The 22733-nt window shown below is 43.8% G+C and carries 22 protein-coding genes and 1 rRNA gene; 11 read left to right on the top strand and 12 right to left on the bottom strand.

Going from position 1 to position 22733, the window contains the following annotated elements:
* Nucleotides 1-132 precede the first annotated feature (132 nt).
* From ACTU7M_RS04375 to ACTU7M_RS04365, 3 genes are read left to right on the top strand one after another with little or no spacing between them, the layout of a single operon-like run.
* Nucleotides 133-885, top strand: coding sequence for a DeoR/GlpR family DNA-binding transcription regulator (locus ACTU7M_RS04375; protein WP_443473161.1), 753 nt, complete (start codon nucleotides 133-135; stop codon nucleotides 883-885).
* Entirely contained in the window at nucleotides 882-1802 is a 921-nt protein-coding gene (gene pfkB / locus ACTU7M_RS04370; protein ID WP_443473160.1) for a 1-phosphofructokinase, read from the top strand. The genes ACTU7M_RS04375 and pfkB overlap by 4 nt, the downstream gene beginning before the upstream one ends.
* The gene (locus tag ACTU7M_RS04365; RefSeq protein WP_443473159.1) at nucleotides 1802-3697 is read left to right on the top strand and encodes a PTS fructose transporter subunit IIABC; all 1896 of its coding nucleotides are present in this window, start codon (nucleotides 1802-1804) and stop codon (nucleotides 3695-3697) included. The genes pfkB and ACTU7M_RS04365 overlap by 1 nt, the downstream gene beginning before the upstream one ends.
* 153 nt (nucleotides 3698-3850) lie before the next feature.
* On the opposite strand, the gene map is transcribed toward ACTU7M_RS04365, so the two are convergent.
* Together map and ACTU7M_RS04355 are read right to left on the bottom strand one after the other, a co-directional pair.
* Complete coding sequence (gene map, locus ACTU7M_RS04360; protein WP_443473158.1) at nucleotides 3851-4603, bottom strand: type I methionyl aminopeptidase; 753 nt, start codon at nucleotides 4601-4603, stop codon at nucleotides 3851-3853.
* Between the two features lie 77 nt (nucleotides 4604-4680).
* A complete protein-coding gene (locus tag ACTU7M_RS04355; RefSeq protein ID WP_443473157.1) occupies nucleotides 4681-5484 on the bottom strand; it encodes a hypothetical protein in 804 nt (267 codons plus the stop codon).
* Between the two features lie 263 nt (nucleotides 5485-5747).
* Between ACTU7M_RS04355 and manA the strand changes: the two genes are divergently transcribed.
* Together manA and ACTU7M_RS04345 are read left to right on the top strand one after the other, a co-directional pair.
* Nucleotides 5748-6695 (top strand): mannose-6-phosphate isomerase, class I, encoded by a 948-nt coding sequence (gene manA / locus ACTU7M_RS04350; protein WP_443473156.1) that lies wholly within the window; start codon nucleotides 5748-5750, stop codon nucleotides 6693-6695.
* Between the two features lie 18 nt (nucleotides 6696-6713).
* Nucleotides 6714-7892 carry a M20 family metallopeptidase gene (locus tag ACTU7M_RS04345; protein WP_443473155.1) on the top strand — a complete coding sequence of 393 codons (1179 nt, stop codon included), beginning with the start codon at nucleotides 6714-6716 and terminating at the stop codon, nucleotides 7890-7892.
* A gap of 261 nt (nucleotides 7893-8153) precedes the next feature.
* Here the strand turns inward: ACTU7M_RS04345 and ACTU7M_RS04340 are convergent, their stop codons facing one another.
* From ACTU7M_RS04340 to ACTU7M_RS04320, 5 genes are all read right to left on the bottom strand, one after another.
* Complete coding sequence (locus ACTU7M_RS04340; RefSeq protein ID WP_443473154.1) at nucleotides 8154-9137, bottom strand: LacI family DNA-binding transcriptional regulator; 984 nt, start codon at nucleotides 9135-9137, stop codon at nucleotides 8154-8156.
* Nucleotides 9138-9232: 95 nt separating this feature from the next.
* Complete coding sequence (locus ACTU7M_RS04335; RefSeq protein ID WP_443473153.1) at nucleotides 9233-10513, bottom strand: DEAD/DEAH box helicase; 1281 nt, start codon at nucleotides 10511-10513, stop codon at nucleotides 9233-9235.
* 15 nt (nucleotides 10514-10528) lie between these two features.
* Entirely contained in the window at nucleotides 10529-11512 is a 984-nt protein-coding gene (locus ACTU7M_RS04330) for a Gfo/Idh/MocA family protein (protein ID WP_443473152.1), read from the bottom strand.
* 124 nt (nucleotides 11513-11636) lie between these two features.
* Complete coding sequence (locus ACTU7M_RS04325; RefSeq protein WP_443473151.1) at nucleotides 11637-12503, bottom strand: aldo/keto reductase; 867 nt, start codon at nucleotides 12501-12503, stop codon at nucleotides 11637-11639.
* A 233-nt stretch (nucleotides 12504-12736) separates the two neighbouring features.
* Entirely contained in the window at nucleotides 12737-13585 is an 849-nt protein-coding gene (locus ACTU7M_RS04320; RefSeq protein WP_443473150.1) for a metallophosphoesterase, read from the bottom strand.
* Nucleotides 13586-13684: 99 nt separating this feature from the next.
* Between ACTU7M_RS04320 and ACTU7M_RS04315 the strand changes: the two genes are divergently transcribed.
* The 4 genes from ACTU7M_RS04315 (at nucleotide 13685) to ACTU7M_RS04300 (ending at nucleotide 17516) form a co-directional block, all read left to right on the top strand.
* Entirely contained in the window at nucleotides 13685-15169 is a 1485-nt protein-coding gene (locus ACTU7M_RS04315) for a DUF1538 domain-containing protein (protein WP_443473149.1), read from the top strand.
* Nucleotide 15170: 1 nt separating this feature from the next.
* On the top strand, nucleotides 15171-15830 hold the full coding sequence (locus tag ACTU7M_RS04310; RefSeq protein WP_443473148.1) for a P-II family nitrogen regulator: 660 nt from the start codon (nucleotides 15171-15173) through the stop codon (nucleotides 15828-15830).
* A gap of 162 nt (nucleotides 15831-15992) precedes the next feature.
* On the top strand, nucleotides 15993-16832 hold the full coding sequence (locus ACTU7M_RS04305) for a transporter substrate-binding domain-containing protein (RefSeq protein ID WP_443473385.1): 840 nt from the start codon (nucleotides 15993-15995) through the stop codon (nucleotides 16830-16832).
* 3 nt (nucleotides 16833-16835) lie between these two features.
* Nucleotides 16836-17516 carry an amino acid ABC transporter permease gene (locus tag ACTU7M_RS04300; protein ID WP_443473147.1) on the top strand — a complete coding sequence of 227 codons (681 nt, stop codon included), beginning with the start codon at nucleotides 16836-16838 and terminating at the stop codon, nucleotides 17514-17516.
* Between the two features lie 99 nt (nucleotides 17517-17615).
* Here ACTU7M_RS04300 and ACTU7M_RS04295 read toward each other — a convergent pair whose 3' ends face one another.
* A complete protein-coding gene (locus tag ACTU7M_RS04295) occupies nucleotides 17616-18077 on the bottom strand; it encodes a methylated-DNA--[protein]-cysteine S-methyltransferase (RefSeq protein WP_443473146.1) in 462 nt (153 codons plus the stop codon).
* A gap of 105 nt (nucleotides 18078-18182) precedes the next feature.
* Here ACTU7M_RS04295 and ACTU7M_RS04290 point away from each other — a divergent pair, with 105 nt between their 5' ends.
* Complete coding sequence (locus tag ACTU7M_RS04290) at nucleotides 18183-18641, top strand: MarR family winged helix-turn-helix transcriptional regulator (protein ID WP_443473145.1); 459 nt, start codon at nucleotides 18183-18185, stop codon at nucleotides 18639-18641.
* Nucleotides 18625-20472, top strand: coding sequence for an ATP-dependent zinc metalloprotease FtsH (ftsH, locus tag ACTU7M_RS04285; RefSeq protein WP_443473144.1), 1848 nt, complete (start codon nucleotides 18625-18627; stop codon nucleotides 20470-20472). The genes ACTU7M_RS04290 and ftsH overlap by 17 nt, the downstream gene beginning before the upstream one ends.
* A 189-nt stretch (nucleotides 20473-20661) precedes the next feature.
* Here ftsH and ACTU7M_RS04280 read toward each other — a convergent pair whose 3' ends face one another.
* The 4 genes from ACTU7M_RS04280 to rrf form a co-directional block, all read right to left on the bottom strand.
* Entirely contained in the window at nucleotides 20662-21399 is a 738-nt protein-coding gene (locus tag ACTU7M_RS04280; RefSeq protein ID WP_443473143.1) for a CHAD domain-containing protein, read from the bottom strand.
* Nucleotides 21400-21404: 5 nt separating this feature from the next.
* Nucleotides 21405-21860 (bottom strand): SixA phosphatase family protein, encoded by a 456-nt coding sequence (locus ACTU7M_RS04275; RefSeq protein ID WP_443473142.1) that lies wholly within the window; start codon nucleotides 21858-21860, stop codon nucleotides 21405-21407.
* Between the two features lie 36 nt (nucleotides 21861-21896).
* Nucleotides 21897-22313 carry a hypothetical protein gene (locus ACTU7M_RS04270; protein ID WP_443473141.1) on the bottom strand — a complete coding sequence of 139 codons (417 nt, stop codon included), beginning with the start codon at nucleotides 22311-22313 and terminating at the stop codon, nucleotides 21897-21899.
* 156 nt (nucleotides 22314-22469) lie between these two features.
* Nucleotides 22470-22585 (bottom strand): 5S ribosomal RNA (gene rrf / locus ACTU7M_RS04265).
* Nucleotides 22586-22733 lie beyond the last annotated feature (148 nt).

Here is a 22733-nt window from a genome sequence, read left to right as displayed (position 1 = left end):
TTTCATTACATGAATAGGAGACGTTCCAACGTCACCTCCAAAGACAATTGCGATTGTTTTTGAATGTTTTTGAATGAAATTGATTGATTTCGGTTGAATACGGTGGTATAGTTTAGGCGCGAGGTGATGTAAGTGTTTACAGAAGAACGTTATCAACTAATCAAGGATTTACTGCAGGAACAAAATATCGTCAAAATGCAGGATATTGTCCAAGTGACCGGGAGCTCAGAATCCACCATTCGCCGGGATTTATCAGCCCTTGAAGAAGAAGGAGTTTTAATCCGGGTCCATGGCGGTGCTAAGCGCGGTTATAAACTCCAACCCGAACCGGAGATGGAAATAAAGTCTAGCTTGAATATGGATGAAAAACGCTTGATAGCCAAGCGTGCAGCGGATTTTATTGAAAATGATGATGTGTTGTTTTTGGATGCAGGTTCCACAACTTATGAAATGATTCCTTTTTTACAAGGAAAAAAAATCACGGTCGTGACAAATGGGGTGCCTCATGCGAGTTTATTGGCGGATTTGCGCATTCCTACTATTTTACTGGGTGGAAAAATCAAATTGGAAACAAAAGCTATTATTGGTTCGACTTGTTTAAGTCAGTTGGAAGGTTATCGTTTCAACAAGGTCTTTTTAGGGATGAATGGCATTGATAGTGAGTTTGGTTTCACGACACCGGATATCGAAGAAGCAGCAATCAAAGCTAAAGCCGTTGAGCATGGTGCCCGGAAATATATATTGGCGGATTCCTCAAAATTTGGCGTCGTCAGTTTTGCCAAAGTGGCTGACTTGGCGGATTGTGACGTGATTAGTGTCGGTCTGGACGAACGCAAACGCAAGAGACTGGAACAAGAAACAACGTATTGGGAGGCGAAAGTATGATTTACACTGTTACCTTGAATCCATCCATTGATTACGTGGTGCGATTGGAGAAACTGGAATTGGATGCGGTTAATCGTATCCAGGAAGATTTAAAGCTACCGGGTGGTAAAGGAATTAATGTTTCCCGGATTTTGAAACAACTGGGAATTCCTTCTACGGCCTGGGGCTATACCGGTGGTTTCACTGGTGATTACATCGCTAATTGGCTGACCGAGGAAGGAATAACCACTGCCTTTACGGAAGTGGCAGAACCAACCCGGATTAACGTGAAAATCAAAGCGGATCATGAAACAGAATTGAATGGTGCCGGTCCCACCGTTTCTGAGGAAGCTTTGGAAGACTTGGAAGAAAAATTTTCACATCTAACAGCGGATGATGTTGTGATTCTATCCGGCAGCAAACCCCCTTCTTTGCCTGGTGATTATTATCAACATTTAATCAGTTTGGTCAAAGTACGGGGAGCACAATTTGTGATTGATACGACAGGCGCGGAACTGTTGGCCTCACTTCCGTCTCAACCGTTGGTGGTTAAACCGAATCATCATGAATTGGCGGATATGTATGTTTTTTCAACAACTGGAATGGCGGATCTCATTCCGTATGGTAAGAAGCTGGTGGCTGATGGCGCGCAGTTCGCAATTGTGTCGATGGCCGGCGAAGGTGCCCTATTTTTCACAGGCGAAGCGGTTTTTCATGGTTGGTCGCCGAAAGGAACGGTCAAAAATTCGGTCGGTTCGGGAGATTCGATGATTGCTGGATTTGTAGGAACGTATTTGGCAAGCGGGGACGCATTGGCGGCTTTCCGGATGAGTTTGGCGTGTGGGAGTGCAACGGCATTTTCGGACGACTTAGCGAAAACGGCCGATATTGAGGCCTTATTACCGAAGATTACAATTAATGAATTGGAGGAATTATAATGAAAATCAAGGATATTATGTTGAAGGAATTGATGATCCTACCGTTAGAATCAGGGTCAAAAGCCGAGACCATCAATGAAATGACAGCGCGTTTGTATGAACAAGGCATCATTGATGATTTGGAATTATTCCGGGAAGGCATTCTTAATCGCGAGTCGCAAGCGTCGACTGGAATTGGTGAAGGAATTGCGATGCCCCATGCGAAAAATACAGCGGTAAAACGTCCAGCGGTTGTGTTTGCCAAAAGTGAAACAGGTGTGAATTATGACTCGTTGGATGGACAACCGGCCTATTTATTCTTCATGATTGCGGCACCGGACAATGCCAATGATGTTCATTTGCAAGTGTTGGCGAGTTTGTCACGGTTGCTTTTGAATCCGGATTTAATTGCGGCTTTGAAACAAGCCACGACGGCAGAGGAAGTTGAGGCTTTGTTTGAAGCAGCCGAACGTGCAAAAGATGCTGAGGAATCGGCAGACACGGTTGAAGTTGTGGCGAACTCCGAACGGCCTTTTGTTGTAGCAGTCACAGCCTGTCCAACGGGAATAGCACATACGTATATGGCCGAGGATGCCCTTAAAAAGAAAGCGGCCGAAATGGGCGTGGACATCAAGGTTGAAACGAACGGTTCAGATGGTACGAAAAATCGTTTGACAGCTGCGGATATTGAACGAGCTTCAGCGGTTATTGCGGCAGTTGGCAAAAAAGTTGAGATGAATCGCTTTAAAGGTAAACGTGTGTTGGAACGTCCGGTTGCGGATGGGATCAACAAAGCGGAGGAATTGATTACCAAAGCTGTGAATCAGGAAGCGCCTATTTTCCATGGGGACAGTAATGACACTGCGGTGGAAGAGGAATATGAAAAAACTTCCGAATTTTCATCCTTGTATAAGGATTTAATGAATGGGATTTCGCATATGTTACCGTTTGTTGTGGGCGGCGGGATACTCTTGGCGATTTCATTCTTGTTCGAGAACTGGTTCGGAAATGAAAGTGCCTTGTTCTTGTCGTTTAACCAAACAGGTGCGGCGGCGTTCCAATTCTTGATTCCGATTCTGGCTGGGTACATCGCGTATAGTATTGCGGATCGTCCCGGATTGTTGCCTGGTATGGCTGGTGGATTCATGGCCGTTCAAAGTAATGCCGGGTTTCTGGGTGGTTTAATTGCCGGGTTCTTGGCGGGTTACGTGATGAACTGGGTTAAACGTTCTTTTAGTACTTTGCCAAAAGCCTTGGCTGGGCTGAAGACGATTTTACTTTTCCCGGTATTTGGGTTGTTGGTAACGGGATTGGTGATGTATTACTTCGTTGGTCCCGTGTTTGCGACTATCAATAATGCGATGCTAGATTTCTTGGCAGGACTGGGAACAGGAAACGCAGTTCTGTTAGGTGCGGTATTGGGTGGGATGATGGCCATTGACATGGGCGGTCCCTTTAATAAAGCGGCATATGCGTTTTCGATTGGAATTTTCACGGATACAGGTGACGGTCGTTGGATGGCGGCAGTTATGGCCGGTGGCATGATTCCTCCGATTGCCATCGCATTGGCAACTTTCTTGTTCCAGAATAAATTCAATGAAGTTGAACGTCAGTCTGGCTTGTCGAACTTAATCATGGGATTATCGTTTATCACAGAAGGTGCCATTCCCTTTGCGGCAGCGGATCCACTGCGCGTAATCGGTTCTTCGATTGTCGGTTCGGCGATTGCAGGTGGTTTGACGCAATACTGGAATACATCCATTCCGGCTCCTCATGGTGGGATTTTCGTTATCGGGTTGGCGGACAATGCGTTGCTTTTCTTAGTGGCGTTAGCGATTGGTGCGGCTGTATCAGCAGTTCTGCTTGGTATCCTGCGCAAGCCAGTGGCCGAAGAAGATGCAAGCTTGAAAGTTTAAATTGTAAAAGAGCGACGGTTAGCTGTTAAGAAAAATGCTAATCGTCGCAATTTAGGAAAATCACGACGATTAGCTCAAACTAACTATCTTAATCGTCGCCTCACGACAAATAACTACTAACAAAAAGAACTTGGCCCGTGGCCAAGTTCTTTTTTAGTCTTGTTTTGTCAGGATTTTTGGACCTTCGCTCGTGATTGCAATGGTGTGCTCGAATTGGCAGCTGATTCCGCCGTCTTGTGTACGGGCTGTCCAACCGTTTTTATCCATTTTTGATTTCCAACCACCGGTGTTAACCATCGGCTCGATTGTAATCGTCATGCCCTCTTTCAAACGCAACCCTTTTCCTGCTTCCCCGTAATGTGGAACAGCTGGGCTTTCATGCATGGTAGGCCCGATACCATGTCCGATAAATTCGCGGACAACAGATAAGCCTTCACCTTCTACATACGTTTGGATGGCGTGGCCGATATCACCAATGCGGTTCCCTACTTGGGCTTGCTCGATTCCGATATACATCGCTTTTTCGGTCACTTCTTTCAAGCGATCCAAAGCCGGTGTGGATTCGCCGACAATGTAGCTCCAGCAAGAGTCTGACATTGCTCCGTTGTAATTGACAACTGTATCAACTTTAACCAAATCGCCGTCTTTCAATACGACTTTTTTGCTTGGGAAGCCATGACAGATTTCGTCATTCACGCTTGTACAGGTCGCAAATTCGTAGCCTTCAAAGCCAATTTGTTCTGGAATGGCACCCGCATCGCGGATTCCTTTTTCAACGAAATCGTTGATTTGCATCGTTGTAATTCCCGGTTTGATGAAATCACGCAAAGCAACGTGGATGTTCGCCAAGATTTTACCGGACTCTTCCATTGCTTCGATTTCTCGTTGGGATTTAAGTGTAATCATTCGTATTTTCCTCCATCATTTACAATCTTCATTTATAGATTATACCACTGAATAAGCAGAATTTAAAACCTCCCAAATCAACGGGAGGCCGGGAACAACAATTTGGGTATTTCGACAGGGATTGCTTGCCGTTTTTGGTAAACGACCAACTCGCTAACATCGTGATTTTTCAACATATTAAAGGCGTCTTCAAAATTGCCTTCATAGTCCGCAACCTTATGCGCATCGGAACCTATCGTAAATAGCCTTCCACCTGCTTCTTTGTATAGATCAATTGCGTAATCATAAAGTTTGAAGTTACCGTGCTGGTACATGGACTTCGTATTGAGTTCAAAAGCCAACTCATTTTGAGCTGCCGCCTCAAACACTGTTAACAATTGATTCTCGACTGTTTTCAAATCCGCTACGGAAACGTCATAGCTACGTAGACCGTAGTCAAAATGAGCCAAAACATTCGCAAAAGGCAGAGCCCGAACACCTTCCAGCATCAAGTCATAATAATGATCAAGCGTCCGTGCCAGCGGAACATCGCGATTGCTGACTTTCATGAAATTATAGTGCCCATTGTGGTGGATGCTCAATAAGACGAGGTCATAGTCCTTATCTTTCATAAATGCGTTAATTTTATCGACATCGTCTTTCGTGTAGCCGATTTCGATACCTTTTAATAGACGGTTTTGATACGTTGCGTTTAACTGGTCGATTGTTTTGCAATAGCCTTCATAATCTGGAATAACATCATCTTTGGCCTGGTCGGGTGAAAAATAATCCATGTGCTCGGTGGTGATAAGTGGCTTATCGGAAAGAGCAAGGTAATTTTCAAACCGTTCTTGTGAATCGGGCGAAAAATAGGTGTGCATATGTTGGTCATAATATTGCATAGTAATCCCCTTTTCCAGTTGATAATTCAACCGTATCACGAATAAACAGGATATGCAAAATGAATACGTACCCATACAAAAAACCTATTTACTTCCCATATCCAGTCGGGTGTAAATAGGTTTTTGCCTGTGCTTGACAGGCTGGTTTTATTAGGGACATTATAGTCCTTTTAATAGTTTATTGCAAGCGTTTTTCTCGTTATTTCAATGCTGTCGAAAATCTGGTAAAGTAAGGGTAGCAATTTAGTTTGAGGAGGACATTCATGAGACAACCTTTATTTATCCAACCGGTGCTTCAAGAGAAAATGTGGGGTGGAACGAAACTCCGCGATATCTACGGCTACAATATCCCGAGTGAACACACGGGTGAGTGTTGGGCTATCAGTGCCCATCCAGACGGGGTTGGTACGATTGTAAATGGTGCATACACCGGAGTTGGTTTGGATGAACTTTATAAAACACAGCCAGAATTATTCGGAAACCCAAGCTCCCCTGTTTTTCCTTTGTTAACGAAAATCATTGATGCAGCGGATGCTTTGTCCGTCCAAGTGCACCCGGATGATGTTTACGGGATGGAACATGAAGGTGAACTCGGTAAAACCGAGTGTTGGTACATCATCGATGCAGATGAAGGCGCTGAAATTATCTATGGACACAACGCCCTTTCCCAAGAAGAATTTGCGGAAAAGGTGCAGGCTGGCGCATGGAATGAATTGTTGCGTTATGTACCGGTTAAACGCGGGGACTTTTTCTTTGTACCAAGTGGAACGATTCATGCGATTGGCGCGGGAATCACGATATTGGAAACACAGCAAAGTAGCAACACAACTTATCGGGTCTATGATTTCGATCGGGTTGAAAAAAATGGGCAAACGCGTGAATTGCATATTCAAAAATCTTTGGATGTGACGACTTTTCCACATGTGGATGCAAAAAATAATTTTGTCATCGGCGATACGGTAACAACATTTATCGAGAGCGAATATTTCAATGTTTATAAGTGGAATGTAACAGAGACGTTCACGTATAAACAGACTGCCCCTTATACATTGGTAAGTGTGTTGGAAGGTGACGGCGTGCTGGAAGTAGCTGGTGAATCGTATGCTATAATGAAGGGGATGCATTTCATTTTACCGAATGGCATTGCGGACGTAACGGTGAATGGAAATTTTGAAATGTTGGTTTCCACACCTGGTCCGAAAAGTTTATAAAAATAAGGAGTTGAGTGTATGAGTTTGTTGGATATTTTAAAACAAAAGCTTGATGAGAAGGAAGAACGCATCATCGAGATGCGTCGTTATTTGCATGCGCATCCGGAATTGTCGTTTGAGGAAGAAGAGACGGCGAAGTACATTGCTGATTTTTATAAGGATGTGCCGGTTGATAAGGTGGAAACAAATTTCGGGGGGCAAAATGGCGTTGTCGTAACGATCAAAGGTGCTCAGCCTGGTAAAACGATTGCGATTCGTGCTGATTTTGATGCCCTGCCTATTACCGAAGAAACGGATGTTCCTTTTGTTTCGCAAAACCCTGGTGTGATGCATGCGTGCGGTCATGACGGGCATACGGCATATATGCTGATTTTGGCGGAATCTTTGGCGGAAGTGAAGGATCAGTTGAAAGGTACGATTCGCGTGATTCATCAACCTGCTGAGGAAGTACCGCCAGGTGGTGCTTTGGGTATGATCAAGGCTGGCGTCCTTGATGGCGTGGATTATGTATTTGGCATTCATGTGATGTCAAATATTGAAACAGGCAAAATCTATTACCGTGCCGGCAATACGCAAACCGGTCGTTCTTATTTCAAATTGAAGGTTCAAGGTAAAGGTGGCCACGGCTCCTCACCTCATACAGCTAATGATGCGATTGTGGCAGCAAGCTCGTTTGTCATGAACGTGCAAACAATCGTGAGTCGTCATATTAACCCGTTCGATACGGCTGTTGTGACGATTGGTTCATTTGACGGTAAAGGAACGTTCAATATTATCAAGGATTCAGTGGTTCTGGAAGGTGACGTACGATCCATGTCGGATGAAAGTCGCGCGATTGTCGAAGAACAAGTGCGCCAGTTCGCGGATGGCTTGGAAGCTTCATTCAAGGTAACAACTGAGTTGGAATACAAGAACGATTATCCCGTGTTGTACAATGATCCTGAAGTAACGGGTTGGGTGCAAGAAGCTTTGGAAGCGGCTGAGATTGCAGACGTTGAAGAGACAGCTCCACAACCACCATCTGAAGACTTTGCCTACTACTTGAAAGAAGTACCTGGTACATTCTTTTATGTGGGTGCAATGCCGGCAAATGGTGAATGGTTCCCACACCACCATCCAAAATTCGATATCAACGAAGATAGCTTGTTACTCTCCGCGAAAGCAATGGCGGCTGTTGTTGATAAGTTTTGTGGATAATTAAACCATTTTGGGTTCTTAATGAACATCAAATGGTTCAAAAAACATTAATTAAACCATTTCGCCTGTTGAAATTTGGCCAAATGGTCTAATAACAAATAATAAAACCATTTCGGTACTTTTGAGTTGCTGAAATGGTTTTATTATTTGTTGGATTCTAAAAAATATAGATATGAAGAAGGTGTAGTATAAATATTTTGTTTAATTAACAAGGATTACACGATGAAATAGAACTTCCAGATAGTTGGAAGTTCTATTTTATTATTTCCTGGTAGACTGTCTTTCGATATACTTAGTCGCAATCGAAATTTTCTGGACGACGCCGTTATTTCCTTCCATCCGGTCCACCAATAAGTTCAAACCAATGCTGCCAAGTGCGTCGGTATCAACCTGGATGGTGGATAAGGCTGGATAAACATAGCGGGCAACATTACTGTCGTTGAATCCGATCAGACTCACCCGATCCGGTACCGCAATGTTGGCGTCTAGCAAACTACGCATCGCTCCTATCGCAATGGAATCATTTGCACAGAAAAATACTGTGGGCAAATCGTCCCCGTGATCGGCAATCGCTTGGTTCATCATAGTTTGACCGGAATCTGTGGAAAAACTACCGCTATAGAAATAAGCATCGTTAAACTTGCCTGCTCTCATTAAAGCAATCCGGAATAAAGTGTCACGTGGGTCATCGAGTTCTTGCGTATGGTCCTGCGTGTGTTCTTTTCCGCCCAAGAATCCAATGCTTTCATGCTGCTCAATTTCGTTCAATACCAACTGAATCGCATATCTGAAATCGACCGTTACACTGTCAGCTTCATTCGCCATTTGGTCGGAATCAATAAAAACCAGTGCCTTTTCGAAGGCTTTTAATCGGCTGACTTGCCGGTCACTGAATTTTCCGATTGCACAAATTCCCACAATGTCCTCTTCCAACTCGTCAGGAATTTCCTGAAAGGCAGTCGCAATTGCTAAATTCTTTTCCTTGGCATGTTCTTCCATGGATAGGCGGATGGATTGGTAATAAATGTCGTCCAGCTCTTCTTGCTGGCTGTACCATTGAATCACTAATATTTTACGGTGGGGAAGTTTTCGGGCTGCTTTCTTGTATTGCAGCGTTTCAGCTATTTCCCAAATTTTTTGGCGGGTGTCATCCCCTACTGACAATGTTTCATCTCCATTTAAAACCCGGGAAACGGTTGCCGTTGAAACTTTGGCCAGTTCGGCTATATCTTTTAAGGTCGCCACTTTCATCCCTCATTTCGGTAAAGTGTTTACTAATAATTTTAGTATACGGCTTTAATCGAAAAAAAGCGACCCCGAATAGGAGTCGCAAGTAAATATTATTCTTCTGATTTCGAACGGCGTGCACCTTTATTTTTCTGCGCACGGGTCCGATTTTTCTTTTTCGCCTTTTTAAGCGCTGGAGCTGCGGGAGTAGCTGCACGTTTCACTTCTGCTCGCGTAACACGCTCTTTTTTGGGTGTCGGTTTTACTGGATCCGGAACAGTTTCTGGTCGTTCATTCACCAATTCCCCTTTAAAGATAAACCATTCTTGTAACGTATCCATACGTGGTGCGATTTTCTTCAAATCACGAATGCCACGTTCGTTGACAAGTGACAAGACGCGACCTTCTTTACCCATCCGCCCCGTACGACCGGAACGGTGTTGGTACACTTCCTGGGAAAGTGGTAAATCGTAGTTAATGACATATGGCAAATCGATAATGTCAATCCCGCGCGCGGAAACATCCGTCGTCAACAAGAAGACCGTCTCCCCTTTGCGGAAAGCTTCCAATGCACTCTTGCGCTGACTTGTGCCATATTCACTATGGAGCATGCGCACATCAACATTTTCGTATTTCATTTTCTCAGCTAGATAATCCAATTCTTGCACGGAGTTAACAAAAACAAGAGCTTGCATACCTTTTATGTTTCCCAAACGGCGTAACATTTCAGCACGTCTACGGTTGTCAGTCAAGACATAGCCATGCTCCGTCTGATCCATGCTCGCTTCAGCGGTGTCAATGATGGTTGGTTGCGTATTGAACCAACGGGACACTTCTCGCAAATTTTCGCTATCTGTTGCCGAGTAGAAGGCCATTTGTCTTTGACCTGGCATTTTTTTGATAAACTCGCGCAAGTTATCCATATGTTCTGATTGCAGCAAATAGTCAGCCTCATCCAAAACAACCGTCTTGACCGAATGTAATTTTAGTTTACGTTGGTTCGCTAATTCCAGCATTCGCCCGGGTGTTCCCACAACTACTTCTGGTTTCAGCTTCAAATTTTCGATTTGGCGTTTAACGCTGGCTCCCCCAATTAACGTTTGCACGTTAATATCACGTAATGAGCCCCACTCTTCAAGAACGCGTCCTACTTGGACACCAAGTTCCTGTGATGGCGTCAGAACCACCAATTGCAGTTCATTGTTTTGTTTTACTTTTTCCAAAAGCGGTAAGGCGTACGCTAACGTTTTACCAGTGCCGGTCGGTGAGAGACCGATAATGTCCTCACCAGCCAAAAGGGGTTCAAAAGAACGCTCTTGGATCGGCGTTGGTAGCTGGAAGCGCATGGACCGCCAGTATCGTTGGAAGCTGGGGTTCATTTTTTCAATCATCATAATTTATTTCCTCTTTCATTCGTCTGCGGCAAAGTGAATGCCCGCTTGTTTACGTATTTTTTCTGACCAGTAAGCAACTTGGCGACTGAGACGACGCCATTCTTCGTATTTGTCAGAAGGATTCTCAATTTCTTGCTGGAATGCACGTGCTTCGTCCAGCATCAAATGCTCGGCCGGTTCAACTGCCAAATCAACGGTCATCCGGGTGCCGGAATCCTCGCGTTCGATGGAGGTCGTACCAGTCAGTTCATCCAGAATCAAGGTCTTTTTGCCGCTATGAATTTCGGATGGTGCATGTAGGTTGTAGTTTTTGGAAATATGCATGGTAACGTCGAAATACGGATAGTGGAACAGAATCGTTCCGGAGCCATCGACGCCGGTTTGAATTTTCCGAGCCACGTACTCTGCGGAATCAGGTTCACCGAACCATGCTAAGGCAGCATAGAGGGTATATACCCCCAGGTCCATCAGTGCACCACCGGAAAATTTCGTCGAGAAAATATTTGGTTCCTCACCGGCCAGCACCTGGTCGTAGCGACTGGAATATTTGCCATAATATAAAATCGCATTATCAACACTGTCTAATTTGGAAATTTCATCTTTGATGATTTGGAAATTCGGATCATGTAAGTGACGCGCCGCCTCGAACAATTTCACTCCGTGCTCGTCCGCTGCTGCGTGGGCTGCATCCCATTCTTTCACATTTGAAAACGCTGGTTTTTCTACGATCACATGCTTCTTGTTGGCTATTGCCAACATCGCCTGTTCAAAATGCAAACTGTTCGGCGATGCGATATAAATCACGTCCAACTCAGGACTCGCCATCATCTGTTCCAGATCATCAAAAAATAAATCCGCACCATATGCTTTTCCGAAGCTTTCCGCTTTGAACAATGTGCGACTATACACAGCTTTTACCTTATACGCGTTCAACATTGATAGTGCCTTGGCGAATTCATGGGCAATCATACTTGTTCCAATAAAACCTACTGCTAACATCGAACTCCTCCATTCAAACTGGTAGTGATTCTATTTTACTATACTTTAGGCGCTTTCGATACCATAGCGTTTTATGAAAAACCGCACTTTCAGTGAAAGTGCGGTGGCCGTTTATTTAATTTGATTAGCGACGTGAACCGTGGCGTTTATTTTGATTATTGTCATTCGATTTACGGGCATTCGTTTTCCTGTCGATATTGTTGATGGTATCGATATCCTCGTCGGTTAAAGCGAAGTCGAAAATATCCAGATTTTCCACCATGCGCTCATCATGACTCGTTTTCGGAATGGGCACCACACCGCGTTCGATGCACCATCTGAGCGCAACTTGAGCCGGGGTTTTTTCGTATTTATTTCCGATAGCCGATAGTTTTTTATCCGAATTGACTTTTCCTGCTCCGAGCGGGCTGTAGCCCATGGTGACAATATTATTTTTATCATTAAATTCGTCGAGGTCGGCATTCATGTTATCGGGATTGACCGGGATTTGATTGATGGCCGGACGCACTTTTCCTTCTTTGATAATTTCCGCTAGTTCCCCGCGGTTAAAATTGGATACACCAATGCTGTTCACACGACCGGACGCCTGGATTTCTTCCAGCGCACGCCAAGTTTCCAGGTTGAGTCCGTCTTCCGGGCTTGGCCAGTGAATGATATAAAGGTCAATGTAATCAAGTCCCAACCGTTCATAGGTGCCCTCGAAAGCCTGAATCGTCTTATCAAATCCCATGTCGGTTTTCCAGACTTTGGAGACTACGAATATTTCACCACGTGGGATGCCGGCATTAATTGCTTTTTGGATGCCGCGGCCAACGCCTTCCTCATTGTTGTAAGCTTTTGCCGTATCAATAAGCCGGTATCCCCTCATAATTGCTTTAAAGATGGTTTCCTCTGCGTCGCGATCAGAAATGCCTGAAGTGCCAAAGCCAATAATCGGAATCGTATACCCATCATTCAAAGGTAGACGCTCCATTGTATGTAGTTGGACCATTTGCTTCACCCTTTCAATCGTTTTCTCCATTTTAACCTTGTTTCAAAAATAAAGAAAGCGTTTGCCTTACAGTGGTGCGGCGTTCAGCGGATCGGTTCGCGCTCATCGCCGCTTTTTTGGCTAAAATGCGGCGATTAAATTTATTTGGAACGCTGAACGCCGCACTTTTACGAAAAATGCGGCGTTCAGGAAATATTTTTTTATGAACGTCGCATTTTGGAAAAAGAACTACTCTATAAATTATTCTGCAAGGTTACCATCACCAATTCCGGTCGATTGTTGATACGGAATGGGAAATGCGATGGGCCCAATCCACGGCTGATGACCAATTTTTTATCAATATCGGTAGCTAATGACCAGACTCCTGCGGTATGTTTCGGCAATCGACCTTGCCCAGGTGCGTAAAGACCGCCTACTCCCGGAATTCTTACTTGCCCACCATGAGCATGTCCGGAAAAGACGACATCTGGCGCTTTACTCAAATCAACATGATACTTTTCAAATAATTCGGGGCGGTGAGCTAATAACAAACGGGTTTGCCCGCTCCAATCAGGACGAACATTTATTTTCCCCAACAAACCCTTTTGGACTTTTGCGATTTTGGAAGGTTCCGAAACGCCCATCACAACAACAGGTTTGCGCCCTTCAAGCATCACTGAGTAAGCCGTGTTTTCTAAATAAGCGACGCCGGTTCCTTCATAAATAGCTGCATGATTGGGCACTTGTTTGTCATGGTTTCCTTCGATGGCATAAGTGGGCGCAATCGCAGGCAACCTTTTCAAGAATTCATGCGCTTCTTTGGTCCGCTCCGGTTCAGCCGCATCCATTTGATCCCCACTCAGGAAAATCAAATCGGGTTGTTCTTTGGTCAAGGTTTTGATTAATTTATCCAAATTAATTTTGGTATAAGGAAAATGCAAATCGGATAAGTGAGCAATTTTCAACCCTTCATTCTCAGGAGCCAGATTTCTGACCGCTACACTGTAACGAGTTAATTGAAATTGTGTATTTTGGACATATAAATAAGCTGCAGCGCTTGCCATAATCAAGGCTGGATTCAATAATTTATTTTTGGTCTTCATAATGTTATTCCTCCTTCGTGATGGTACGAAATTATGGTATAATTTCACTATCTAAAAATTTCGTTTAATATCATAACATTTTATGAGAGGAGCTATGATATGGAAGTATTTACCGATAAACTGAAAGAAGTTTTGCAATCGGTTTTACCGATTACGATTCTCGTTGTTATTCTTCATTTTACCATCGCCCCGTTGCCGGGGATAGAGTTTCCCCGTTTTTTATTTGGTGCCAGTTTGATTATTGTGGGGTTAGCCATCTTCTTGTTTGGCGTTGACATCGGGATTACCCCGATTGGAAATTACTTGGGAAAAGAAATCGCCCGAAGCAACAGTTTGAAATTTGTTATGGTGATGGGATTGATTCTTGGGTTTTTTATCTCTATTGCCGAACCTGATTTAATCATTTTAGCAAATCAAGTAAGCGAAGTCACGGGAGGCGCCATCCCGAGCACTGTTTTGCTGGTAGTCGTTTCAATCGGGATTGCCGTGATGATGACGGCGGGATTATTCAGAATTGTCTACCGGTATCCTTTGCGGAACGTGTTTGCTATTATCTATGCATTGATTTTCAGTATTTCGATTTTCAGCTCTAATGATTTGTTCGCCATTGCTTTTGATGCCTCCGGTTCCACAACAGGCGCTTTAACCGTCCCCTTCATGTTGGCGTTAGCCATGGGGGTTGCCTCTCTCAATCACGATTCCAAATCGGCGGAAATCGACAGTTTTGGACTTGTTGGGGTTGCTTCCAGTGGTGCGATTTTAGGGGTCTTGATCCTGGGTTTATTTACAGGAGACAGTGGGATTACGGGAACATTATCCGTTGATGCGGATGCTTACTCTTCTTGGTTGACACCTTTCGTCGATTCCTTGCCTCATATGGCCTTCGAAACCATTTTATCTATCGCCCCTATTTTTCTAATTTTTATCATTTATAATTTTTTTATCGCCAAACGCAAGATGGCAGTCAGTGAATTAAAAAAATCTATGCTCGGTTTAGTATATTTATATGCAGGCTTGGTTTTGTTTTTGACTGGTGTGAATGTTGGTTTCTTGAATGTGGGTCGCCAGCTAGGTATGATGATTGCCGGTATGGACAGTAAATTGCCGGTTTTATTTATTGGTTTATTGTTGGGCCTTGTGGTTATTCTAGCAGAGCCAGCCGTTTATGTCTTAACGCACCAAATCGAGAACGTGACGAACGGTTCAGTCAGACGTGGGATTGTACTTGTCTTCCTTTCTGTCGGAGTGGGATTGGCCGTTCTCCTGTCCGTCGTCAGGGTGCTAATCCCAAGTATTTTACTTTGGCACTATTTGGTTCCTGGTTACATTATCGCAATCGCCTTGGCATTCCGCGTCCCGAACTTATTTGTCGGAATGGCATTCGATGCTGGTGGGGTTGCATCCGGTCCGATGACTGCAACGTTTATTCTGGCCTTTATTCAAGGAGTTGCGGAAATCACTCCTCACTCCAACGTTCTTTTAGATGGTTTCGGAATGATAGCAATGGTTGCCATGATGCCTATTCTTTCGTTACAATTACTAGGAGCGATTTACCAACAACGTTCCAGAAAAGAAGGTGTCTAACATGACAAACACATCATACTACGACTTAATATTTGTTATCGTTAATATCGGAAAAGCGAGCCGTGTCTTGGCGGAAGCCAAAAAAATCGGTATTACCGGTGGAACGATTTCCATTGCCCACGGTACAGTGAACAGTGGTTTATTACGAAAACTGGGGCTTTCCGAAATCCGTAAGGAAGTTCTGTTAATGGTCAGCAGACGTGAACATACCGTATTAACCATTAATCACATTAAAGAAACCTTCCATTTGGAGGAACCCAACCGGGGAATAATCTTTTCAACTCCCCTTTCAACGGTTGTTGGCACGCACGCCCAAAGCAGCGATTTACATGAAACGGATCCCGCACCTAGTGCAACCCATGAAATGTTCGTTTCGATTGTGCCTGAGGGTGATGGGGATAAAGTAATCGAGGCCGTTCGTGAAGCTGGTGGCGCAGGTGGAACGGTTATTCCTGCGTATGGCGCCTTTGCAGAAACGGTGACGCAAGTTTTCGGAATTGAAATTAATTCCGAAAAAGAGATCGTCATCAACTTGGTTGGCAAACATCTCGCTAACACCATTGAAAGTGAATTAACCAAAAAAATTAATTTCAACGATAAAGATACCGGTATTTTATTCAGTGTTGATGCGCAAAATGTCCGTGGTGTTTACGAAGGATAATCCAAACCCTCTGTGTTTCGTACACAGGGGTTTTCTGTTTCACAACACTGTGTTAAATTACTATTTTCACAAATGAAACAGCTTTCCAAACTGTTGCATTTTATTTGAATCAATGATACTTTAATAAGTAAATACAGCATAAGGGAGCGAACAGGATTGAAAATGAAATTTGGTTTGGTAACGGCTTTATCTGCATTAGTACTAACAGCTTGCGGAGGTAACACAGGCGAAAGTAGCGAAGAAACAGCGTGGGACGCGATTGAAGAAAAAGGAAAATTAACTGTTGCAACTTCTGGAACCCTTTTCCCAAGTTCTTTCCACGGTGATGATAATGAATTAACAGGGTATGAAGTAGAAATCGTGAAGGCAATTGCTGATAAACTAGAATTAGAAGTTGAATTTATGGAGATGGGTGTCGATGGTATCTTGACAGCCGTTCAAAGCGGACAAGCGGACTTGGCAGCAAACGGTTTTGATATTACTGATGCTCGTAAAGAAGACTATCTATTCTCTGAACCTTATAAATATTCATTTGGCGGTTTGGTTGTTCGGGCAAGCGACAACTCAGGTATTGAATCTTTCGAAGATTGGGATGGTAAAAAAGCTGCTGGTGGTGCCACGACAACTTACATGGGAATCGCACGTTCTTTAGGCGCTGAACCTGTTACATATGACAATGCTACTAACGACGTATTTTTCCGTGATGTTGCCAGCGGCCGTACAGACTTTATTCCAAACGATTACTATATCTCTAATACCGCGGTTCAATTTTTTGCGGACTTAGGTGTTAAAATGCATGATTTGAAATACAATCCATCTGAACAAGCCATCGTCTTGAACAATGAAGATGATTCTGTAAAAGTTAAAATCGATGAAGCTTTGGCTGAATTGCGCGAAGAAGGCGTATTGCGTGAATTATCTGAAGAATTCTTCGGCGGCGAAGACGTAACGGTTCCTTTAGAGAACGTGGATGAATTACCAGTATTTGAACCTGAGGACTAATAAATGAATGTTTCAGATATAAAATGGGAATATATTTTCAATATTGAGTTAGCGATTGAAAATTTTGGTTACGTTTTGTCTGGGATTGGCTATACGTTATTGATTTCCGCAGTAGGGTTCGCGCTTGGTTTAATTTGGGGGTTTATTCTGTCCTTGATGCGCATTTCGCAACTCACACTTCTGAATAAATTTGCAGCCATTTACATTTCCTTCATGAGAGGAACACCGACATTGGTATTGCTGTTCTTGCTTTATTTTGGTTTTCCTTTCATCGGGGTTTATTTCGATGCGGTGCCGGCTGCGATTCTGGGATTCACTTTGAGTTCTGCAGCCTATATCGCGGAAATCATCCGTTCAGCCTTGAATGCCATCAACCATGGGCAATGGGAAGCGGGCATGTCACTTGGTTTGCCGCGCCAAAAAGTATTGTGGCGGATAATTGTTCCCCAAGCTTTACGTATTGCGGTTCCGCCTCTTTCTAACGTAATCCTTGATTTAGTGAAAAGTTCCTCATTGGCAGCTATGATCACGGTTCCGGATATTTTCCAAAATGCCAAAATAGTTGGTGGACGGGAAAATGATTATATGACCATGTATATTATGGTGGCGCTCATTTATTGGGGGATTTGTTCCGGTTATGAAGTTCTGCAAAGAAAACTTGAAAAACAATTTGGTTCTTACTGATATTTTCGTTATAATAGATAACGTAATAAAAATCGTTGATTTTTGTTACCTCACACAAAAAGGGCTGCTGTCTAAAGACGGCGGCCCTTTTTTTATCCTTTAGCTATTTTCTAATTCCATTCTCAATAAATACTCTTTGGCATCCATCCCCCCACCATATCCGACCAGTTTACCGGTAATACCAATGACGCGGTGGCATGGTGTAATGATGGATATGGGATTACGATTGTTTGCCCCACCCACTGCCCGAACCGCTTTGGGGTTTCCTATGGCAACTGCGATGTCTTTATAGGAGGCTGTTTTTCCGTAAGGTATCGTCCGCAACGCTTGCCAGACCGCTTCCTGGAAAGGTGTTCCTTTTGTATCGAGTGGTAGGTCAAAGTCTTTCCGTACACCGTTAAAATATTCCTCAAGCTGTTTTTTTGCCTCAAGCAATAAAGGTGTCTCTTTGGTTTTGGGAATGGGTTCATCTGCCGCTAATCGGTCGAGCCGGGTGATACCTTTCTCGCTCGCACTAATAACATAGAGACCTATGGGTGATTTAAATAAGATGTGGTTCATTATCTTCCTCCTGGGATTAATTCAAGCAAAATTCATTATTTCTTCAAATATGTCTTTTACAATGATTGTAGTTTACAACTAATTTAATGACAAAGAAGTGGTGACATGACAGGAAATGACATTTTAAGCGAGATGTGGCAACTGCTGGCCTCCATCCAAAATTTTAAAAATTGGCTTACTAAACCCATTTCGCGGGAATTCAACATGACTTCACGCCAGTTCCAGACACTCGTCTACATTTCTCAAGCGAACGGCCTCTCACTTCGTGAATTAGCTGAGTTGATGGATATGAACGACGGGAATGCTTCTACACTATGTAAAAAGTTGGAAGTAAGAGGATTTATCATCCGCAAGCGTCGTAAGGATGACGAACGCTACATCAGTCTAATATTAACAGAACATGGTTCCGCTGTAATCTCCCGCTTTCAACAAAGGCTCGCGCACCAATTTGAAGCAGTCGGTGAAGAAACCATTCAAGATTTGACCACTGGCCTACACGCTTTACAAAAAATAATAGCACAAACGAACAGAAAGGAAGATGCACATTATGCCCGAAAAAAATAAATTTAATTTCAACACGGATAATCGTAAACCACTGATCTACTATATTTTATTAGTCATTGTTGGTTTATTATTCTGGAATGCCTTTTTATTCCCTTCCATCGCAAACCGCAGCGTCGTGGAAGTACCTTACAGCTCCTTTATTTCTCAAGTGGAGGATGGTAGCGTTTCTGAAGTAAAGATTGAAAATAATCAAATCACTTATGTTGCTGCAGATGAAAAAAATGAGCGCCAGGTATATATTACCGGTATCGTCAACGATCCAGATTTGGTCAACCGTTTGGAAGCGCAAGATGTCGTCTTCGCGACCGACATCCCTACTGAAGCTTCTCCTATCGTTTCCTTGTTACTTTCTTACGGTATTCCGTTGTTGATATTCTGGGGCATTGGTTCCATGCTTTCGCGTCAAATGGCAAAACGTATGGGTGGTGGCGCGGGTGGCGCCATGTCTTTTGGCAAGTCCAACGCTAAAGTCTATGTTAAAGCGGGTGACTCGAAAACATTCGATGATGTTGCGGGTCAAGATGAAGCCAAAGAAGCCTTGTCCGAAGTCGTCGATTATCTCCATCAACCGGAAAAGTACAAAAAAATCGGAGCAAAAAATCCTCAATGTGTCCTCTTGGTCGGGCCTCCCGGTACAGGTAAAACATTGCTGGCTAAAGCTGTTGCCGGTGAAGCGGATGTTCCCTTCTTCAGTATATCCGGTTCCGAATTTGTAGAGATGTTTGTCGGACGGGGAGCGGCTAAAGTCCGCGACTTGTTCCAGCAAGCCAATGAGAAAGCCCCCTGCATTGTCTTTATCGATGAGATTGATACGATTGGCAAGAAACGTGACGGTGCGGGCGGTATGGGCGGAAATGATGAACGGGAACAAACATTGAACCAATTGCTGGCGGAAATGGATGGGTTTGAAGCCAATAAAGGCGTCGTTATTTTAGCAGCAACGAACCGTCCGGAATCATTGGACCCGGCCCTCTTACGTCCGGGGCGTTTTGACCGCCGCGTACCAGTTGAATTACCTGATTTAAGAGGCCGTGAAGATATTTTGAAAGTTCACGCTGATAATTACATGATGGAACCTGATATCGACTATAATACGATTGCCCGCGCAACCAGCGGGGCATCCGGAGCGGAGTTGGCGAACATCGTCAACGAAGGGGCGTTAAGGGCCGTTCGTGAAGGACGTGACCGCGTTTCGCAGCGTGACTTAGAAGAGTCCGTAGAGACCGTCATCGCTGGCTACCAACGCAAAAATGCTGTTATTTCCCCGAAAGAAAAAGAAATCGTTTCTTACCACGAAATCGGTCACGCGCTGGTGGCGGCTAAACAAACAGATTCCGCGCCGGTGCATAAGATTACGATTATTCCACGGACTTCGGGTGCATTAGGTTATACCATGCAGATTGAAGAAGGCGAAAAGACGTTGATGAGCAAGGAAGAATTATACAATAAATTGGTGACATTGGCTGGTGGTCGGGCTGCCGAGGAAATCATTTTCGGTCGGCAAACAACCGGTGCTTCCAATGATATTGAGCAGATGACGAAAATTGCGCGCGCGATGATTACACGTTACGGTATGAGCGATACGTTTGGCATGATGCAAATTGAAACACAAACGAATCAATATTTGGGTGGTGACACCTCGATGAATGTTTCGGCCGGAACGGCGGAACGCGTTGACCGTGAAGTAATTGAATTGATAAATTCGGCCCACGAGAAAGCCGGTATGATTCTTAGTGAGAACCTTGAGAAGTTACACGAATTGTCACACTACTTATTGGTTGAAGAGACCATTACAGGTCATGAGTTTATGGAAATCATCGAAAAACCTTAAAATACGAAAAATGAGAGTGGGAAAAAAGGCGTTTAGCCCCGAACCACTGGAACGAATAAGCACAGGATGGTCGCAGACCATCTGAGCATTATTCGTTCCAGTGGCGTCGGGGCTGCCTTTTTGAGCACGTTTGTGTTGAAGTATTCGTAAATAGATAAGGGTCCGGGAGTTATTTCCCAGACCCGTTTTTTATACATATTCCTGCATTTTTTCAAACAACTCTTTCAAATCCGCATTTCGCACTTCATGTCCATAATCCTTCAGCATTTGCTTATTGATGTATTGATCCGTTATTTTACCTAGTTTATCCTGGACTTTCTCAGCGTAAGCAATGTGGTCCGATAAATCCTTGGAAGCTATCACATTGAAGTCATCTGCGGCATAACGCACTTTCTTTGCCTTGATGCGTACTTTATGACTTTTCTTGTAGTCTGATTTATCCAAAGCTTTGTAATCCTCTTTAAGTTCTTCAGCCAACTTTTGGATGCGCTTCGTAACGAATTTATCCCAATTTTTATCGGGCAACTGCAGGCGATTGAGTGTATTTTCGACTGCCTTGAGGTTCAAACGGATGTCTTGTTTCAAGATTTGGGCCATTTCTTTCCGTCGTTCCTTTTGGAGAAACGCAAAGAGTTCTTGCGAAGCCGCTTTTAATTCCGGTTGTTCCGCCACAATCTCAAGGCACAGGGCCATCAATACGTCCAGTTCCCGCAAGTCACCATAAATCTGTCCTGTCTCACGCAACACCTGATTAACTGCAGTATACTCATTTTCTGCCAGTACTGGCTTCATGAAATTCAATAAGCCACGTAATTTTCGGATGTTCACCCGCAATTGATGCGTAGTCTCCGGATCAGTTGGGTTTTGCTTGAAATCCCCGTAAGCCCGCCGAATCTTCTCTAAACGCGCCAACAATATTTCTTTCATCGCACTCACCCTTTTGGCGACAATTTCATGTCCATCGCAATTTTTTCGCCATCGAATTTAATGACCATCACTGCACCTTTAGGAAATGGTGTTTCCATCCCGGTTAGCTCCCGTACCCACATACTCATGTATGGCTCGTGTCCCACACAGGCAACACAAAAATTCTGTTTTGCTTCCAACTCTTTGAGGCATGTTTTTAAATCGCCATTTGCCAGGAATTCCTTTTCCTCATAAGTTGAGATTCCCATTTTAGCGATAAAAATGTCAGCCGTTTGTTTCGCACGTAGCAACGGACTCGTCCACACTTCAATTTCGTTTGTACCCAACTCCGGTTTAACCGTTTTCATAAATGTCGTAAATTCATCTTTCCCTTTTTGTGTCAAAGGGCGATAAAAGTCGTCTTTGCCCGGTTCAGCACTGCCTGCTTTTCCGTGGCGAATCAAAATTAATTCTCCATTCATTTTCTCGTCCTCCCTTTTCGTTCATTATACAACAACTCATTCGTATTGCGCTGCTTTCGTCCTTCCGATGGTATGATAATTTTTCCGCAATACCCGATAAATTCTTTGTTTTGAATAAAGTCCATCGCACCAATTATGGATTCGTGAAGTCGTAACAGGTATGTCTGGAAAGAGCATTTGAAACTCTTCGCTGTGTCTCTTGATTGTTTCTTCCGCATCTTCGATTTCCCCACAACACCGACAAAAGGTGGTTTGTGCCTGCACATACGTACTGAAAGAATGACACTCCTGGCAAATAACACCTGGCTTGAGTTCATTGAAATCATAAGTCGGAAAACTCATTTCTTTTACCATGTCTGGGCGTGACATTTGGAAATAGACCAAATTTTCCTTCGTCAAATCTATTCGGTGGTACAGTGATTCCCTGATCAAGGATTTTTGTATTTTATTCATATCGTAACCCTCCCATTTTGTGTGCTCATATATATATAAGCAAAAAATCGCAAAAACAATTTTTTTTGTTGAAAAATTTTAGAGGGTTATAGATGATAGTGTCGCAACACAAAAAAACACCTCAGAATAATAAATAATCCAAGGTGTTTTATTTTTGCGCGGCAGCGTCCTACTCTCACAAAGGGAAACCCTTCACTACAATCGGCGCTAAGAAGCTTAACTTCTGTGTTCGGGATGGGAACAGGTGTGGCCTTCTCGCCATCGCCACCGCACATCTATTTAATTGGGGGAACCGCGTTCCCTCAAAACTGAATCCATAACACGTCGTAACGGCCGACCAAAGCCATTCCGCGCTTGCTTTTTTGAATCTTCAATCGTGGTTAAGTCCTCGACCGATTAGTACCAGTCCGCTCCATGCAT

This window comes from Jeotgalibaca sp. A122 (genome assembly GCF_052266715.1).
Lineage (GTDB): Bacteria > Bacillota > Bacilli > Lactobacillales > Aerococcaceae > Jeotgalibaca.
This window is presented reverse-complemented; position numbering and strand designations above follow the sequence as displayed.